Below are 17,069 nucleotides of genomic sequence, written 5' to 3'. Positions count from 1 at the left end.
TCGAGACCGGGCAAATTCGCGTTGGCAATCGTCGTGTGCGCGATCGTGGCGGCGATGATTTATTTTCGCCGGGGCGCTGAGCCGGCCGAGGCCGCGCCCCGGGTCAGCAGCTTGAGCGTGGAAGTCGTCCAGGCGCAACGCCAGGTCTGGCCGCAATTGCTGTTTGCCAATGGCGCGCTCGCCCCCTGGCAGGAAGCGGTGATCAACGCCGAGACCAGCAACCTGCGCATCGCCAGCATCGAGGCCGATGTGGGCAGCCGGGTAAAGAAAGGCCAATTACTGGCCACGCTCGCCAGCGACACAGTGGTTGCCGAGGAAAACAAACAGAAGGCGCTCGTTGCCCAGGCCGATGCCAATCTGGAGCAGGCCCGTTCCAATGATCGTCGTGCCCGGGTCGTCGGACAGGGCGGGGCGCTGTCGGAACAACAACGCGAAGACTATCGCATCAAGGTCGCGCTCGCCGAGGCTGACCTCGCCAGCGCCCGTGCCGAATTGCAGAGTACGCGGATCAGGCTTGGACAAACCCGCATCGTCGCCGTGGACGATGGCATCATTTCGGCGCGCACGGCGTTGCTCGGCAAGGTGCTCTCTGCCGGCGACGAGCTGTTTCGCATGGTGCGCGACGGCCGCATCGAATGGCAGGCCGAGCTGGATGCCCGTCAACTGGCCCACGTGCAGCCTGGCCAGGTCGCCCGTATGACATTGCCTGACGGCCAGAGCCTGGAAGGGCGCGTGCGGCTGGTGTCGCCTACGTTGGATACCAAGACTCGCCGAGGATTGATCTACGTCTCCCTGCCAATCGACAGCGCCGCCCAGGCCGGCATGTATGCCAGTGGCCAGATCGAGCTGGCGCCGCGCGAGGCTGTCACGGTGCCAGACACTGCCGTCATCCTGCGGGACGGGCGCTCCTATGTATTCACGCTCAATGACGACATGCGCGTTGTCCAGCGGCCGGTGGTGGTCGGCCGACGCATGCATCAGGCCGTGGAGATACTGAGTGGTCTCGATGAGCCTGCGCGCATCGTGCGTGCCGGCGGTGCGTTCCTCAACGATGGCGCGAGCGTGACCCTCGTCCAATCCCAGGTCGCCCAGCCATGAACATCTCAGCCTTGTCGATCCGTCACCCGGTCCCAGCCGTCATGCTGTTCATCCTGCTGACGCTCTTTGGCCTGTCGGGTTTTGAAAAGCTCGCCATCCAGGATTTCCCTGACATGGACCTGCCGATGGTGGTGATCAGCGCCTCGCTGGAAGGGGCGGCCCCGGAGCAACTGGAAACGGAAGTGGCGCGCAAGATCGAGGACAAGCTGACGTCCCTGCGCCTGCTCAAGCACGTGACGACGAGCATCACCGACGGTGCCGTCAACATCAACGTCAGCTTTGACATCGACAAGGATGGCAACGAGGCGCTCAATGAAGTGCGCAACGCGGTCGACAGCGCCATGGCGCAACTGCCGGCGAACCTCGACACACCGTCGGTTTCCCGACTGACCACCAGCGCCTCGGCGTTGCTCACCTATGTCATCGACTCCGACAACCTGGATGAAGAGGCCTTGTCTTGGTTCGTCGACAATGAGCTGAGCAAACAGCTGCTGGCGGTGCCCGGGGTGGCCATGATCGCGCGTACGGGCGGGGTCGATCGGGAAGTCCAGGTCGATCTCGACCCTGCGCTGATGGCGGGCCTGGGCATCCGCGTCACGGACGTCGCCAACCAGCTGCGGGCCATGCAGAAGGACAATTCCGGTGGACAGGGCAACCTGGGCAGCGGTCAGCAAGCCATGCGCACCTTGGGCGCCATTGATGATCCGGCGGCCCTCGGCGCTATCGATATTCCCAGTGGCGACGGGCGCCTGCTTGCCCTGGGGCAGTTGGCCGACATTCGTGACACCCATGCCGAACGTAGCTCGCGGGCGTTTCGCGATGGCCGGCCGGTGATCGGTTTCCAGGTCACGCGTTCCCTGGGATTCTCCGATGTCGGCGTCGCCAATGACGTGCGGCAGGCCATGGCCACGTTTGAGAAACAGCACCCCAACGTGCAAATCGTTGAGGTCAGTGACACGGTCAAGGCCGTGCTCGCCAACTATCACGACTCGATGAATTTGCTGTACGAAGGCATGCTGTTGGCGGTGCTGGTGGTCTGGTGGTTCCTGCGGGACTGGCGCGCCACGCTCATCGTCGCCACGGCGTTGCCGCTGTCGATCATCCCCACTTTCGGCGTGATGTACCTGGCCGGGTTTACCCTCAACGCTGTTTCGTTGTTGGCCCTGGCGTTGGTCATCGGTGTGCTGGTGGACGATGCCATTGTCGAGATCGAGAACATCGCGCGGCATTTGCGCATGGGCAAGACCCCGCTTCAGGCCGCCACCGAGGCCGCGGATGAAATCGGCCTGGCAGTGCTCGCCACGACGGTCACCCTGGTCGCGGTGTTCCTGCCCACAGCGTTCATGGGGGGGGTCGCCGGGAAGCTGTTCCGCCAGTTCGGTGTGACGGCGTCGGTTGCGCTGCTGTTCTCACTGCTGGTGGCGCGGCTGCTGACGCCGATGATGGCGGCTTATTTCCTCAAGGCAAGGAACGAAGCCGACCATGACAGCTCGTTGATGACCCGTTACCTGGGCTGGATTCACGTCAGCCTGACTCGGCGCAAGACAACGATGGCTCTGGCCGGCCTGTGCTTTGTCGCAGCTCTGGCGTTGGTGCCCTTGCTGCCCACCAGTTTCCTGCCAGCCCAGGACACCGGCCGCAGCAAAGTCACATTGGAGCTGCCGCCAGGAACGACGCTGGAACACACCAGCGCAATGGCCTTGCAGGCCAGCGAGCGGCTGCGTGAGCTTCCTGACGTTACGCATGTGTTCAGCTCGGTGGGGACCGCCAGCAGTTCCGGCTCGAGCCCTGCCGATATCACCGGCGCTGGCGATGCGGTCCTGACGGTGGAACTTGCACCCCGGGATGCCCGCGATCGCAAGCAGGTGGAGGTGGAAGCGCAGATGCGCCAGGTGTTGCGCACACTCCCGGGCGTGCGCATCAACGTGGGCGGCGATGGCAGCGGAGAGAAGCTCAATATCGTCCTTGCCAGCGATGACGGCGATCTGCTCGAACGTACGGCAAGCGCCCTTGAGCCCCAGTTACGTGAGCTGCGCGGGATCGGCAATGTCTCGTCCAGTAGCGCCTTGCAACGACCGGAGATCCAGATGCGACCGGATTTTGCCCGGGCAGCGGAACTGGGCATCACCAGCCAGGACATCGCCGATACCTTGCGCATGGCGACTTATGGCGAATACTCCTCGCAACTGGGCAAGATCAATTTGTCCCAGCGCCAAGTGGACGTGCGGGTGCGCATGGATTCGCTGTTGCGCGACGACTTGCAGGCGATCGGCCAATTGCGGGTAACCGGACGAGACGGCCAGGTCGCCCTGGCCTCGTTGGGGGACATCAGCATGGGCAGCGGGCCGGCGCAAATCAGCCGGCTGGACCGCCTGCGCAATGTCACCCTGTCTGTAGGACTCAATGGTCGCAACCTGGGTGAGGTCATGGCCGAGGCCCGCCAACTGCCGGTGATGCGCAACTTGCCAGCCGAAGTGAAGTTGGTGGAGCAGGGCGAACTGCAGTTGATGACGGAACTGTTCGCCAGCTTCGGCCTGGCCATGGCCATTGGCGTGTTTTGTATCTATTCGGTCCTGGTGTTGCTGTTCCACGACTTCTTGCAACCGGCGACGATTCTTTCGGCGCTGCCGCTCTCGCTGGGCGGCGCGTTATTGGCCTTGCTGATCTGTAATTTCAGTTTTTCCCTGCCATCGGTCATCGGCCTGTTGATGCTGATGGGCATCGTGACCAAAAACTCCATTTTGTTGGTGGAGTACGCCATCATGGCCCGCCGCGATTATGGCCTGGGTCGATACGATGCGTTGGTGGATGCTTGCCACAAACGTGCCCGCCCGATCCTGATGACGACCGTTGCGATGGGCGCCGGGATGTTGCCGACCGCAATGGGAATGGGTGAAGACCCGAGTTTCAGACAGCCGATGGCGGTGGTGGTCATGGGTGGTTTGCTGACATCGACGCTGTTGAGCCTGCTGGTGGTACCGGTGATTTTCACTTACGTGGACGATGCGTTGGAATGGTTGAAGCGTCGCACTCGAACATCAGTGGAAGCCGGTGTGGCGGGGGAGGGCTGAGGGGGAAACAATATTCCCCCAACAAATACTCGATTCGGTCAATGAATGAGCAATCGTTGGGGGTGGGTTTACACGGCTTGTTGAATGGCGTTACTGCCATTCCATTCCAGGTGGGCCGGTGTGGCATCCATCGAATGCATCCAACGGATCAGCGAACGACGCCCGCCAATTCCCATCTTGATAGCGGCACGCTTTAGATAACTTTCGACGGTATTGACTTTCAGGTTCAGTTGCTCGGCAAGTTCAGGAGCGGTACGCCCGGCCAGCAGACCCACACAGACTTCCGTTTCACGAGAGGACAAACTCAAGCCCGATAAAAGCAGTCGATCGGCGAACCTTTGGCGCAGCGCTTCCATGCCGCCGTTTTCCGAAGCGTCCAATGCCAGGAAAGGATCCGGTCGAGTGGACTCCGGTGGAACAAGGGCCGCCACATGCTCTTCGACCATCGGCAATAAAAGACAGGAAAAATCTTTCAACAATGCATGTTCTTGTGCGGTAAATCCCTTTGAAAGAGGCGATCGGTAGATGGACAGCACATAACGACGACCGTTCTTTCGGGTGGTCAGGTGTAACTGCGCCGCTGCGTTGTAGCCAGGCACCTGTTCTGAACGCTCGCACGTGAGCAGGCATCGGGAGAAGTTGGGTATTTTTTGCGGTGCTGCGTCTTCAAAGAGAATATCGTCGGCCAGGAAGAAAGGCTTGGCGGTATGCGTGTCCATGAGGGCACCGATGCAGGCGTTGTCCATACCGACGCAGCCGATGCTGGAGGCGCTCGGTTCAGACATGTTACTTGTGCCGATCCGTTGCTCGGTAATATGGGTTGCGTCCACGGGTATTTCCGTGAGTATCAGGTCGTGCAACATCCGAGGGAAGTTGCGGCTGCCGGTACTGGCAATGACTTTGCCAATGTGCGGGAATAATCGTTGTAGGTTCATCCTTTCTCCAAAATCATCCAATTATTTGATTAAAGCTGCAGCTCAGTGTGCATGGGGATCTTTGCCGGAATGTTTCGACTGGCGAGTAGCTGGGGAGTGTCCAGGGATTTATGGAGTCTATCTGACGAGCGGTGTGTCATGCGCGAGTGGGTAAGTTCAGTTGTTCGATGTATGGCGTTTTTGCTGAGGACCTCCTCATAAGTTTTAAAAGTACATGGCAATGTGCCGTAAATGATCTGTTCTCCCTTCGAGCCTAATGCGCTGTTGATTCTTTCAATTGGCCAGCCAGAACGTTTCAGGATTTTTGCCATCAGGGTGTCAACAACAATCTCATACGTGTGAATTTTTTGTTGTTGAGCGAACTTAATCATTGACAGGAAAAGTGCCGCTGTGCGAATGTCTACATTAGCTCGGGTGAGTTTTCTCGTGGAAAAATTATTGGCTGAAAGTGCAAATCTTGTGGCTTCCCAACAGTGATTCAAAGGCGGTCTGGTTTTTTCGGTGGGAAGAATAAAGCTCAGGGATCCACTCATCAATGTGGGTTTGCTGGAAGGGCGTAGTCGAACACAGCCGGTGACGCGGTCGTTTTCATGGGCGTAGAGATAGAGTGCGTCGGGGTCGTCGTATTCATCCCACTCATAATCGCTGCCTTGATAACTTTTAATGTCCCATTTCTTTCGATCGATGAAGGCGAGTTTTCGAATGGACAATATTTGTTCGAGGGTGTCGAGGGGGATGTTTGAGTAGCTTACGATGCGGGTGGATACGCCGGAAAATTCATAGGTGCACGGGGAGTAGTTCATCGGTGCGACTTCTTGGCTGCAGGTGAAGCTACTGTTGACTTTGCACTAAGGTATTTCAACTGTCCTAAAGTACAGTCTTTGATTAATAGAGCGTGTAGTCTAATTAGGGTGGTGCGCTGGCGGGGCGCCTTATAAGTAGTGGGGTACTCGTTAGTTGTGGATTTGTATTGCTGGGCATCCAAAAAAGTATAGGCGTGAAATGGTGGCAAACTGGTGTTGATTAAAGGGTGTCGCCTGAAAATGAAATAAATCTGGTCTATTGATTTTTTGACGATCTTAACGCGTTGTCCCGTAAATGATTGATATTGTTTTGTTCAAAAAATTGACGCGTTGAGATAAACTCTAGCGCCTGTAAACAAAATGTCATCTAGTCGTGGGCTCGGTGACTTTTTATCGCGGGTTGACTCACGGACAGGGAGCCCAAGGATTATGAATTGGCGAGCGGTTCGAAGAGGTATGGCACATTGATGGTGGTCTAGTGTGATTGCTCTATTTAAGTTGGTTGTCTGACCTCGTATGACTGAGTTGCTGAATTCATGTGGCTCTGCCTGAAGTCATGTGGAAGGATGACGGATCGATCTGACCCTGGAAACTGGCCGTACCGGCTCCTGATATGGATGGATACTATGAATTATATTGCGCTTTCGTTGTTGACCGTGTTGTTGGTTCCGGGACCAACGAACTCATTGTTGTTGCAAGCGGGTATAAGTAGAGGGCTCAATTCGCTTTCGATGCGCTTCGTTGCAGCAGAATGGTTGGCATACGTTATTCAGATGACGATGTGGGGAGTATTCATTGATTTACTGATAACCGATCACTCCTGGGTGGTGATCGCCACCAAGATCTTTGCTGTGTGTTTTCTCTTTTATATTTCCTTGAAACTTTGGTTTTCGGTAAAAGACCATGGGCCTGGCGCAACGACGGGTATTACCGTTCCGGATTTATTCGTGGCAACGCTGACAAATCCCAAAGGCTTGTTTTTTGTTTCCTTCGTTGCGCCAGCGGGCACATTCCTGTCGCTGGATAGCTGGCTGTCGTTCATGCTGCTATTTTCAGCCATTATTTTTCCGGTGGGGTTGGTGTGGATTGCGGCTGGCGCTTTTTGTGGTCGAAAGTTCCACGCGATTGTATCCGGACGATTTTTGAATCGAGCCATTTCCCTGGTGATTGGGTTGTTCGCCTGCGGCATGCTTTTCAATATCGCATCCCAGGTGAATTTCACCTGAGTGTGCGCTGATGTTGAAGTTGAGTGGCGACGGATGTTAGATGAGGTTCAACTGCGCCGCTTTGAACATGGCTTGCTTGACGTTGGTGCACTCCATTTTTTCAGTCATTTGCTTGGCATGAAATTTCACTGTTCGTTCGGTGATATTCATGATTAAGCCAATTTCCTTATAGTTTTTTCCAAGCGCAAGCCAGCGCAAGAATTCAATTTCCCTGGGCGATAGCTTGAGCGTGCTTTCTACACCGATCTCAACCGGGCGGTACTGGTTGGCGATGATGCTGAGCGTCTGAATAATGACCATATTCTCCCTGACAATGGTTGGGAAGTCAGGATCATTCTCTTCCGAGGACAGGTGAATAGAACCGAACGATCTGCCCGGCTCATGAATCGGAATGGTGAACCCTTGCTTGATGCCATAGGACGCGGACTGATCGAATATTTCCGGGTTATTGTCCAGTTCTTGTGGAATTTCATCCCAGAAAAAAGGCGTGGCGGTAATGGCTGTGTTGGCCATCACCGGATCTGATTTATGCAATGAGTTTTTGCGGTAAGTGTCCACCCATTCAGCAGGGTAATTGCTGTGGATGGAGACTTTGGCATTATCGAAGGGTGCGGCCTCCAGATGAACATAAGCAAACTTTTCAAGCCCTAGTTTCGAGAACATCCAACCGAGTATCTCGGTGTACTCGTCGTGGCTTTTCCCTGGGATATTATTCTCCACCTCTTGAATTAAATTGAGCAGGTGGCTTGGAATAGGCTTGAGCATAATGGATGCGCTCGAAAAATATTAATGTGAATACCTTTACGCAGTCAGGTATATCACCTTGATATTCGCCAAGCGGAGTAGATGAGTTTTACAATCTCAGCACCGATCACCACACGCTGTTTTGCGGCCGCTATCGGAGCTGCGAAGGGGATTGGAATATCGGGAGGGCACATCCAGTTCATCGGGGGGCGCTTCAGAGCGCGATAATAACCCCTCATCCCGCGGTGTAAGGCTTGTTCTTTCAGCTGCGGTGATGTCATTTTGCGTCCTTGCCGGTGCAACCTCAGCCCATTGCGCCCTGAGGTTGCAGTTAATTACATCCACTGAAACGATTAACTGGGGACAGTATAGACAGCTTTTTCGCAACAGCGAGAAACATTGAAAAACCTTTATTTTTCATGCTGCAAAGCCCTTTTCAGGAACCCTGCTGTTCGACTCTCCCGGGACTTCGCCACATTCCTCGGAGCCCCACAAGCGACCACCTTTCCGCCCTGGGTTCCTGCGCCTGGGCCAATATCGATGACCCAGTCACTCTGCGCCACCACCCGCATGTCATGTTCCACCACAACCACCGTATGGCCTTCATCCACCAGGCGATTCAACTGCACCAGCAAGCGGTCCACGTCCTGGGGATGCAGCCCGTTGGTGGGTTCGTCCAATACATATAACGTCGTGCCCCGGGCCTTGCGCTGCAGTTCCGTCGCCAGCTTGATCCGCTGGGCTTCGCCGCCGGACAGCTCCGTAGCTGGTTGGCCCAGGCGCAGGTAGCCCAATCCGATATCCTGCAGCACTTGCAATGAGCGCCTGGCCGCCGCTTGCTCGGCAAACACCTCGAGTGCCTGGTTCACGGTCAGTTGCAAGACTTGGGAGATGTCCAGGCCCTGCCAGCGAACCTCCAGGGTCTGCGGGTTGTAGCGCGCACCGTGGCAGGTGGGGCAGGGGGCGTACACGCTGGGCATGAACAACAATTCGACGCTGACGAAGCCTTCACCTTCGCAGGTTTCGCAGCGACCCTTGGCGACGTTGAAGGAGAACCGCCCGGCATCGAACCCCAGCGCCTTTGCCCGCTCAGTGGCAGCGAACAATTTGCGCACGTGATCGAACAGCCCGGTGTAAGTGGCGAGGTTGGAGCGCGGGGTACGGCCGATGGGTTTCTGGTCCACCTGGACCAGTCGCTTGACCGCATCGAGCCCGGCGACAACGCGCCCGGCGCTGGTTTGCACGGGCTCGTCTTCCAGGCTTTGCTCATCGGGTTCGGCGTTGGGGCTGGCCTGGCCCAGGTGCGCACCGACCAGATCCAGCAGGGCCTGGCTGACGAGGCTGGATTTGCCTGAGCCAGAGATGCCGGTCACGGCGGTGAAGCAGCCCAACGGGAAGGCCGCGTTCAGGTTGTCGAGGTTGTTGCGGGTGATGCCTTCCAGGCGCAGCCAATCCTTGGGGGGACGCGGGGTGCGTGTCGTGGTGTGTTCTTCGCCAAACAGGTAGGCGCGGGTGCGTGATTCGGCGACCTGGCCAAGGCCGGCCGGTGGGCCGCTGTAGAGGATTTTTCCTCCTTGTTCGCCAGCGTCCGGGCCGACGTCGATGAGCCAATCGGCGCGGCGCATGGTATCGAGGTCGTGTTCGACCACAAACACCGAATTGCCTGCTGCCTTGAGGCGTTGCAGGGCGCCAAACAGCGCTTCGCTGTCGGCCGGGTGCAGGCCGGCGGAGGGTTCGTCCAGCACGTAGATCACCCCGAACAACTGGGAGTTGAGCTGGGTCGCCAGGCGCAGGCGTTGCAGCTCACCGGAGGAAAGCGTCGGCGTGCTGCGCTCCAGGGCGAGGTAGCCGAGGCCCAGGTCGATCAGGGTGGTGATTCGTTCCAGCAGCTCGGCGGCGATGCGCTGGGCGGCCAGGCGTTTTTCCAGGGAAAGGTTGGGTGTGTGGCGGGCGTCCGGTCCACCGGCGTGGGGATTTTCGCCCCGGGCAGCGCGTTGTTCCCGGGCCTTTCGGGTTTGCTGGTGACTGAGGACATCCCCTGTTTCTTCGGCTTGTTCAAGGTAGTCAGGTGCCTGGACCCGCTTGAGCACCTCGGCCAGTTCGAACAGGGACAGGTGCGACAGCTCGGCGATGTCCAGGCCGGCAAAGGTCACGGTCAGTGCCTGGCGCTTGAGGCGCTTGCCTTCGCACACCGGGCAGGGGCTGGCGCGCATGTATTGCGCCACGCGTTTGCGCATCTGGGCGCTTTGCGAATGCATGAAGGTGTGCAGCAGGTAGCGTCGGGCGCCGCTGAAGGTGCCTTGGTAGCTGGGTTCGAGCTTGCGCTTGAGTGCTTCGCGAGTCTGGGCCGGGGTCAGTCCCGCGTAGACGGGAACGGTCGGGGTTTCTTCGGTGAAAAGAATCCAGTCCCGTTGTTTTTTCGGCAGGTCGCGCCAGGGGATGTCGACGTCATAGCCCAGGGTCACGAGGATGTCCCGCAGGTTCTGGCCTTGCCAGGCCATGGGCCAGGCGGCCACGGCGCGCTCGCGGATGGTCAGCGATGGGTCCGGCACCATGGAGGCTTCAGTCACTTCATAGACCCGGCCCAGGCCGTGGCATTCCTGGCAGGCGCCTTGGGGTGTGTTGGGCGAGAAGTCCTCGGCATAGAGCATCGGTTGGTCGGCCGGATAACTGCCGGCGCGGGAGTAGAGCATGCGGATCAGGCTCGACAGGGTGGTGACGCTGCCCACCGACGAGCGCGCGCTGGGTGTGCCGCGCTGTTGCTGCAAGGCAACGGCCGGGGGCAGGCCCTCGATGCTGTCCACGTCTGGCACCCCCACCTGGTCGATGAGGCGCCGCGCGTAGGGCGCGACGGACTCGAAATAACGACGCTGGGCCTCGGCATAGAGCGTGGAAAATGCCAGCGACGACTTGCCGGAACCCGACACTCCCGTGAACACCACCAGGGCATCGCGGGGGATGTCCACGTCGACGTTCTTGAGGTTGTGTTCTCGAGCGCCGCGTACCCGGACGAAACCGGTGGTTTGAGGCAATGAAGAGGCGGCGGGGCCGGAGCGTGGGGGCATGGAGCGTTCCTTGTGGGCATCTGCTTGTCGCACTGGGGCGTTCAGGTGAGGCGGCGTCACGGGAAGAATGTAACCTGGATCACAGCGCTGACATTTATGCGACCGGGTTTGGCCATTCTCGTGCGATAAAAATTTACTCCGGACAAAAGAGATGAGAAAAGCTTCGCAGTTTTCCCCTGGATACGGACCTCCCCATGTCTCGTTCAAAACTGCTCTCTCGATTATTTGTCGCGCTGCTGGTCGGCGCGGCGCTGTGGTACATGTGGATGCTGACCAGTGCCAAGCTGGAGTGGGGCGGTGAAGGCCCCGATCAGCAAACGGTGGGCACCGTGAAGGATACCCGCTTGCGGGCGATGACCCAGTATTGCACGGGCGTGACGGTGGCACCGCAGGGGACTTGGCTGGTGGCGCGGCTGGAGGGAGAGGCCCAAGCGTTCGAGCCGTCCGCGCACGTTGTAAACCTGGATGCGGTGGTCTATGGCAAGCCCGCCGAGACTGAAGAACCGGAGGAGCCCAGCACCTTTTCCCGTTTGTTCTCTCGTGGGGAAACGGAAACCTCCTTCATTTCCCGCCTGGATGACAAAGGGCAGTTTCAGCTTGTGGCCCATGTCAGCGGCGCCGCTTGTCTTGTGGCCAGTCCCGATGGGACCAGTGTGTTCCTGCTCACAGGCCTGCGTCGACCTGAGACGGGGAATACCCATGAGCCCGATCAAACCGTGGTCTTTCGCAGCGACGATCAAGGCCAGCGCTGGACGTGGTTGACCCAGGGTTGGTTTCCCGAGGCCGATTCGTTGGCCTGGAGCCTGGTTCCCTATTTCCACGGCGTGAATGAAGTCTGGGCCGTAGGCACGCCGGACGGGGTGAAGGAGGACGGCGATGAAGCAAAGCCGACTGCCGTTTCCACCGGCGTCTTTTACTCGGCTGATCGCGGTGCGCACAGCTCGCCGATCATGGCTCCCGAGTCGCTGCTCGTATCTGCCGGATACGCCCATGGCAAACGCCCGGACATCACGGAGTGGCACACCAGCGAAGGCGCAAATGGGACCGTCCAGACCAGTGTCCTGCAGTTGGACGCGCAGACGGCCTTTATCTGGGTCTCCCAACGCTTCTGGGGCAGCCACCCGGATGGCGTCGGTGACAACATCGCGGTTAACGTCACGACACGGGCGCGGCTGCAAGCCGAGGCTGGGCAGTGGCAGGTCATGGAGGTGCAGCGTGCCGACAACCTGTTCGTGAACAAGGTGCTGCAGAACGACGCCGGGCGGGTGATGGGGCTGGTTGACCAGGGCGACCACGGGCAAGCTGTTGTCGCCGAATTGGACACCGCCGCGCTGACCTGGATGCCTATGGGTGAGCTGCCCAGCGTGTTTTCACCCCTGGCGTCGCAGACCCAGGTGCGTGGTGACAATCTCTGGATGGGTCAAGACACCCTGCTGATCAACACCACCAGCGAGCACCATCCACCGCGTTGGCTCTATTGGTGGTCGGACGCGAACGTCTCTGCCAATGGGGTGTTCTATTCCAAGGATTGGGGCCGCTCCTGGCAACGCCTCGCCATCGGCGGTTACCTGGGTATCCTCGGTTTTCAACCGGCCCAGGACCGGGTGATCTGGGCCAACGGCAACTGGTACGACAGCAATGACGGCCGCGTCTATTCCTATGGGTTGCGCTGAACCCAGACAGCCCCTGATACACAGCTGAACGGCTGTTGTGGCGAGGGAGCTTGCTCCCGCTGGGCTGCGCAGCAGCCCCAAGGCCAGGGCCACGGTGTGTCAGGTTGATGTGGGCAGCTTCATGGGGGGCGCTTCGCGCCCCAGCGGGAGCAAGCTCCCTCGCCACAAAAGCGGCCTTCATCTGCTGGACATTCGTGTCTGCTCACGGATTCGGCGTTTAGTTTTCCCGAGTTGATTTCAATCAAGGGCCCATGCCAGGGGCGGCCCCCACAATGATCGTCAAGATCCTGTCTTCAAGCCCTGGCGCTCATGACCCGTCCCTCTGTGATGTTGCACCTATCCCGCTCCTGGCTCCCCGGGCTGTTCGTTCTACTGCTGATGTTCGCTGGAATCGTCCAGTCCAAGGATTACGGTGACCTCCCGCAACAACGCATCCACCACGTCCTGGGCTCGGTCGACTCGATCTCCGAACCCGACGGTCCCTTCAAGGTTCGCAAGCTGTCCGCCGCTGGCAAGGTCGCGGGCTACGTGTTCCAGAGCCTGGATGTGGTGGACATTCCGGCATACTCCGGCAAGCCGATCAACGTCCAGGTCATTCTCGATCCTGCCGGGGTGATTCTCGACGCCTATGTGCTTGAACACCACGAACCGATCCTGCTGATCGGCATCGCCGAAGAAAAACTCCACGGCTTCAGCGCGCGCTACAGCGGCATCAAGGTCAACCAGCGAGTGGTGGTAGGGCATTCCAGCGACCCGAATGCGGTGACGGTCGATGCGATCGCCGGCGCCACGGTGACGGCCATGGTGGTCAACGAAGTGATCATGCGCGCCGCCCACGATGTCGCGGTATCCCTCGGCCTGGTCAAGGGCGATGCGGGATTGGCCGTGGCACCGGCGCGGGTGCGTGCGGATATCTACGAGGCTGCCAACTGGAAGACCTTGACCGGCAACGGCGCGGTCCGTCGCCTGCACCTGACCCGTGGCCAGGTCGATGCGTCCTTCAAGGGCACCGAAGCCGAACAGGTCGAGACCGCCAGCGGCGAGCAGGTGAATGACACCTTCATCGACCTCTACGCCACCCACCTCAACCCACCCACCATTGGCCGTAACCTGCTGGGCGAGGCGCAATACCGCACGCTGATGGCCGAGCTCAAGCCGGGCGAACAAGCCATTGCAGTGATGGGCAGTGGTCGTTATTCCTTCAAGGGCTCGGGTTACGTGCGCGGCGGCATTTTCGACCGGGTGCAGTTGCGTCAGTCCGGCGACACCATCAGTTTTCGCGACCTGGATTTCCAGCGCCTGAATGATGTAGCCCTCGACGACATGCCGGATTTCGATGAAATGGCGATTTTCATCATCCGCGCCGCCCACCGTTTCGACCCCGGCTCGCCCTGGAACCTGGAGCTGCTGGTGCGCCGCCAGACCGGTCCGGTCAGCGGCACCTTCAGCAGTTTCGAGCTGGCCTATCAACTGCCCGAACGCTACCTGGAACGGCCATTGCCCACCGCCGAGCAACTGGCGGCCGCCGAAGAAGCCAGCCGGCCAATGTGGCTGACACTCTGGTACCAGAAAAGCGTAGAGATTTCGGTGTTGGGTGCGGCGTTGCTGGTCCTCACCGCGATCCTGTTTTTCCAGGATTCACTGGCCCGGCGGCCCACGTTGTTGCACTGGGTACGTCGCGGTTACCTGGTGTTCACCGTGGTGTTCCTGGGCGGCTTTGCGCTGGCGCAGTTGTCAGTGGTCAACGTGCTGACCTTCGTCCACGCCCTGTTCGAAGGCTTTCGCTGGGAACTGTTCCTCACCGATCCGCTGATCTTCATTCTCTGGGTGTTCACCGCCGGCAGCATTCTGTTGTGGGGACGCGGGGTGTTCTGCGGCTGGCTGTGTCCGTTCGGCGCGTTGCAGGAGCTGATCAACGAGCTGGCGCGCAAGCTCAAGGTGCCGCAATACGAGCTGCCGTTCGCCGTGCATGAGCGCCTGTGGGCAATCAAGTACATCATTTTGCTGGTGCTGTTCGGCGTCTCGCTGGAATCGATGTCCAGCGCCGAACGGCTGGCCGAAGTGGAGCCGTTCAAGACCGCCATCACCCTCAAGTTCGACCGCCAGTGGTGGTTCGTGGCATACGCAGCGGGCCTGCTGGTGATCAATGTCTTTACCCGCAAAGTCTATTGCCGCTACGTCTGCCCGCTGGGCGCCGCCTTGGCGATGCCGACCCGCCTGCGCTTGTTCGACTGGCTCAAGCGCCGCAAGGAATGTGGCAACCCCTGCCAACTGTGCGCCAAGGAATGCGAGATCCAGGCGATCCATCCCGATGGGCGGATCAACGCCAACGAATGCCATTACTGCCTCGACTGCCAGATGACCTGGCACAACGAAAACAAATGCCCGCCGCTGATCAACAAGCGCAAGAAGCGCGGCAAGGCGACCGTGACCGATGCGCAACTGATTCCCGTGGTGCAGGTGAACCCGGCGCCTTGAGGCACCCCAATGGCCTGTCCCTTGACCGTTTCATTCTTCATGGAGCACACAGCATGAGCGACAAAAAAGACCAAGTCCCTGGCGCGGTGGAAGCGCCCCGGGGTGTCAGCCGGCGCAGTTTTCTCGGCACCGGTGCGGTAACGGGCGCGGTGCTGGCCGGCGCCACGGCGCTGGGCGCCGGGACGTTCACCCGCGAGTCCTGGGCAGCGGCGGCCAAGGAAGCCAAGTCCAAGATCCACGTCGGGCCCGGTGAGTTGGACGAATACTACGGGTTCTGGAGCGGCGGCCACCAAGGCGAGGTGCGGGTGCTGGGTGTGCCGTCGATGCGCGAGCTGATGCGCATCCCGGTGTTCAACGTCGATTCGGCCACCGGCTGGGGCCTGACCAACGAGAGCAAGCGCATCCTCGGTGACAGCGCCAAATACCAGAACGGCGACTGCCACCACCCGCACATCTCCATGACCGACGGCAAGTACGACGGCAAATACCTGTTCATCAATGACAAGGCCAACTCCCGGGTCGCGCGCATTCGCCTGGACATCATGAAGTGCGACAAGATCCTCACCGTGCCCAACGTCCAGGCCATCCACGGCCTGCGCCTGCAGAAGGTGCCGTACACCAAGTACGTGTTCGCCAACGCCGAGTTCGTGATCCCGCACCCCAACGACGGCCATACCTTCGACCTGCAGGACAAAAACAGCTTCACGATGTTCAACGCCATTGATGCCGAAAAAATGGAAATGGCCTTCCAGGTGATCGTCGACGGCAACCTGGACAACTCCGACGCCGACTACACCGGCAAATACGCCGCCAGCACCTGCTACAACTCCGAGAAGGCCTACGACCTGGGCGGCATGATGCGCAACGAGCGCGACTGGGTGGTGGTGTTCAACATCCCGCGGATCGAGGCAGCGATCAAGGCCGGCAAGTTCATCACCCTGGACGGTTCCAAGGTGCCGGTGGTCGATGGCCGCAAGACCGACGGCAAGGATTCCGAGTTCACTCGCTACATTCCGGTGCCGAAGAATCCCCACGGGCTCAATACCTCGTCGGACGGCAAGTACTTCATCGCCAACGGCAAGCTGTCGCCCACGGTCTCGATGATCGCCATCGACCGTCTGGACGATTTGTTCAACGATCGTTACAAGGATCCGCGGGAAGTGATCGTCGCCGAGCCGGAACTGGGGCTTGGGCCGCTGCACACCACGTTCGACGGGCGCGGCAACGCCTACACGACCTTGTTCATCGACAGCCAGGTGGTGAAGTGGAACATGGACGAAGCCATCCGCGCCTACAAGGGCGAGAAGGTCAACTACATCAAGCAGAAACTCGACGTCCAGTACCAGCCGGGCCACAACCATGCGTCCCTCACCGAAACCAGCGAGGCGGACGGCAAGTGGCTGGTGGTGTTGTGCAAATTCTCCAAGGACCGCTTCCTGCCCACCGGCCCGTTGCACCCGGAGAACGATCAGCTGATCGACATTTCCGGTGAAGAGATGAAGCTGGTGCACGACGGCCCGGCCTTCGCCGAACCCCATGACTGCATTCTCGCGCGGCGCGACCAGATCAAGACCCAGAAAATCTGGAACCGCAACGATCCGTTCTTCGCCGACACCGTGGCCCTGGCGAAGAAGGACGGCATCAACCTCGAAACCGACAACAAGGTCATCCGCGACGGCAATAAGGTGCGTGTGTACATGACCTCGATGGCGCCGGCCTATGGCCTGACGGAGTTCACCGTCAAGCAAGGCAACGAGGTGACCGTGACCATCACCAACATCGACCAGATCGAAGACGTGTCCCACGGTTTTGTCATGACCAACCACGGCGCCAGCATGGAGATCAGCCCGCAACAGACCTCATCCATCACCTTCACCGCCGACAAGGCCGGCTTGCATTGGTACTACTGCAGTTGGTTCTGCCACGCGCTGCACATGGAAATGGTCGGACGCATGCTGGTTGAGAAAGCCTGAGTC

10 protein-coding genes are annotated in these 17,069 nt (G+C 59.3%); 6 read left to right on the top strand and 4 right to left on the bottom strand.

What is annotated here, in order from left to right; translation table 11 throughout:
- The first annotated feature begins 54 nt into the window (after positions 1 to 54).
- A complete protein-coding gene (locus ACLH0I_RS16835; protein ID WP_411387520.1) occupies positions 55 to 1,098 on the top strand; it encodes an efflux RND transporter periplasmic adaptor subunit in 1,044 nt (347 codons plus the stop codon).
- On the top strand, positions 1,095 to 4,169 hold the full coding sequence (locus ACLH0I_RS16830) for an efflux RND transporter permease subunit (protein ID WP_411384832.1): 3,075 nt from the start codon (positions 1,095 to 1,097) through the stop codon (positions 4,167 to 4,169). Before ACLH0I_RS16835 ends, ACLH0I_RS16830 begins: the two co-directional genes overlap by 4 nt.
- Positions 4,170 to 4,237: 68 nt before the next feature.
- Here ACLH0I_RS16830 and ACLH0I_RS16825 read toward each other — a convergent pair whose 3' ends face one another.
- Positions 4,238 to 5,104, bottom strand: a complete 867-nt coding sequence (locus tag ACLH0I_RS16825; RefSeq protein ID WP_411384831.1) for a helix-turn-helix transcriptional regulator — start codon at positions 5,102 to 5,104, stop codon at positions 4,238 to 4,240.
- Between the two features lie 29 nt (positions 5,105 to 5,133).
- The gene (locus ACLH0I_RS16820; RefSeq protein ID WP_411384830.1) at positions 5,134 to 5,907 is read right to left on the bottom strand and encodes an acyl-homoserine-lactone synthase; all 774 of its coding nucleotides are present in this window, start codon (positions 5,905 to 5,907) and stop codon (positions 5,134 to 5,136) included.
- A 626-nt stretch (positions 5,908 to 6,533) separates the two neighbouring features.
- Here ACLH0I_RS16820 and ACLH0I_RS16815 point away from each other — a divergent pair.
- Complete coding sequence (locus ACLH0I_RS16815) at positions 6,534 to 7,133, top strand: LysE family translocator (protein WP_411384829.1); 600 nt, start codon at positions 6,534 to 6,536, stop codon at positions 7,131 to 7,133.
- A 36-nt stretch (positions 7,134 to 7,169) separates the two neighbouring features.
- Here ACLH0I_RS16815 and ACLH0I_RS16810 read toward each other — a convergent pair whose 3' ends face one another.
- Positions 7,170 to 7,898 (bottom strand): helix-turn-helix transcriptional regulator, encoded by a 729-nt coding sequence (locus ACLH0I_RS16810; protein WP_411384828.1) that lies wholly within the window; start codon positions 7,896 to 7,898, stop codon positions 7,170 to 7,172.
- Between the two features lie 389 nt (positions 7,899 to 8,287).
- Positions 8,288 to 10,942, bottom strand: coding sequence for an excinuclease ABC subunit A (locus tag ACLH0I_RS16805; RefSeq protein WP_411384827.1), 2,655 nt, complete (start codon positions 10,940 to 10,942; stop codon positions 8,288 to 8,290).
- A gap of 194 nt (positions 10,943 to 11,136) precedes the next feature.
- Between ACLH0I_RS16805 and ACLH0I_RS16800 the strand changes: the two genes are divergently transcribed.
- The 3 genes from ACLH0I_RS16800 to nosZ all read left to right on the top strand — a co-directional run bounded on the left by ACLH0I_RS16800 (position 11,137) and on the right by nosZ (position 17,066).
- A complete protein-coding gene (locus tag ACLH0I_RS16800; RefSeq protein WP_411384826.1) occupies positions 11,137 to 12,615 on the top strand; it encodes a hypothetical protein in 1,479 nt (492 codons plus the stop codon).
- Positions 12,616 to 12,942: 327 nt separating this feature from the next.
- Positions 12,943 to 15,093, top strand: coding sequence for a transcriptional regulator NosR (gene nosR / locus ACLH0I_RS16795; protein ID WP_411387519.1), 2,151 nt, complete (start codon positions 12,943 to 12,945; stop codon positions 15,091 to 15,093).
- A 53-nt stretch (positions 15,094 to 15,146) separates the two neighbouring features.
- Complete coding sequence (nosZ, locus tag ACLH0I_RS16790) at positions 15,147 to 17,066, top strand: TAT-dependent nitrous-oxide reductase (protein WP_186710342.1); 1,920 nt, start codon at positions 15,147 to 15,149, stop codon at positions 17,064 to 17,066.
- The last annotated feature ends 3 nt before the right edge of the window (positions 17,067 to 17,069 follow it).

It is taken from the genome of Pseudomonas sp. MPB03, assembly GCF_046605385.1.
Lineage (GTDB): Bacteria > Pseudomonadota > Gammaproteobacteria > Pseudomonadales > Pseudomonadaceae > Aquipseudomonas > Aquipseudomonas zanjanensis.
Note: the sequence above shows the minus strand (reverse complement) of the source record. Positions and strands in the feature narration are given on the sequence as shown.

Excerpts from the sequence above, each read along its gene's own strand:
- nosR (WP_411387519.1), top strand. The coding sequence starts at position 12,943 with ATGTTGCACCTATCCCGCTCCTGGCTCCCCGGGCTGTTCGTTCTACTG.
- ACLH0I_RS16835 (WP_411387520.1), top strand. The coding sequence starts at position 55 with ATGATTTATTTTCGCCGGGGCGCTGAGCCGGCCGAGGCCGCGCCCCGG.
- ACLH0I_RS16800 (WP_411384826.1), top strand. The coding sequence starts at position 11,137 with ATGTCTCGTTCAAAACTGCTCTCTCGATTATTTGTCGCGCTGCTGGTC.
- nosZ (WP_186710342.1), top strand. The coding sequence starts at position 15,147 with ATGAGCGACAAAAAAGACCAAGTCCCTGGCGCGGTGGAAGCGCCCCGG.
- ACLH0I_RS16815 (WP_411384829.1), top strand. The coding sequence starts at position 6,534 with ATGAATTATATTGCGCTTTCGTTGTTGACCGTGTTGTTGGTTCCGGGA.
- ACLH0I_RS16830 (WP_411384832.1), top strand. The coding sequence starts at position 1,095 with ATGAACATCTCAGCCTTGTCGATCCGTCACCCGGTCCCAGCCGTCATG.
- ACLH0I_RS16805 (WP_411384827.1), bottom strand. The coding sequence starts at position 10,942 with ATGCCCCCACGCTCCGGCCCCGCCGCCTCTTCATTGCCTCAAACCACC.
- ACLH0I_RS16810 (WP_411384828.1), bottom strand. The coding sequence starts at position 7,898 with ATGCTCAAGCCTATTCCAAGCCACCTGCTCAATTTAATTCAAGAGGTG.
- ACLH0I_RS16825 (WP_411384831.1), bottom strand. The coding sequence starts at position 5,104 with ATGAACCTACAACGATTATTCCCGCACATTGGCAAAGTCATTGCCAGT.
- ACLH0I_RS16820 (WP_411384830.1), bottom strand. The coding sequence starts at position 5,907 with ATGAACTACTCCCCGTGCACCTATGAATTTTCCGGCGTATCCACCCGC.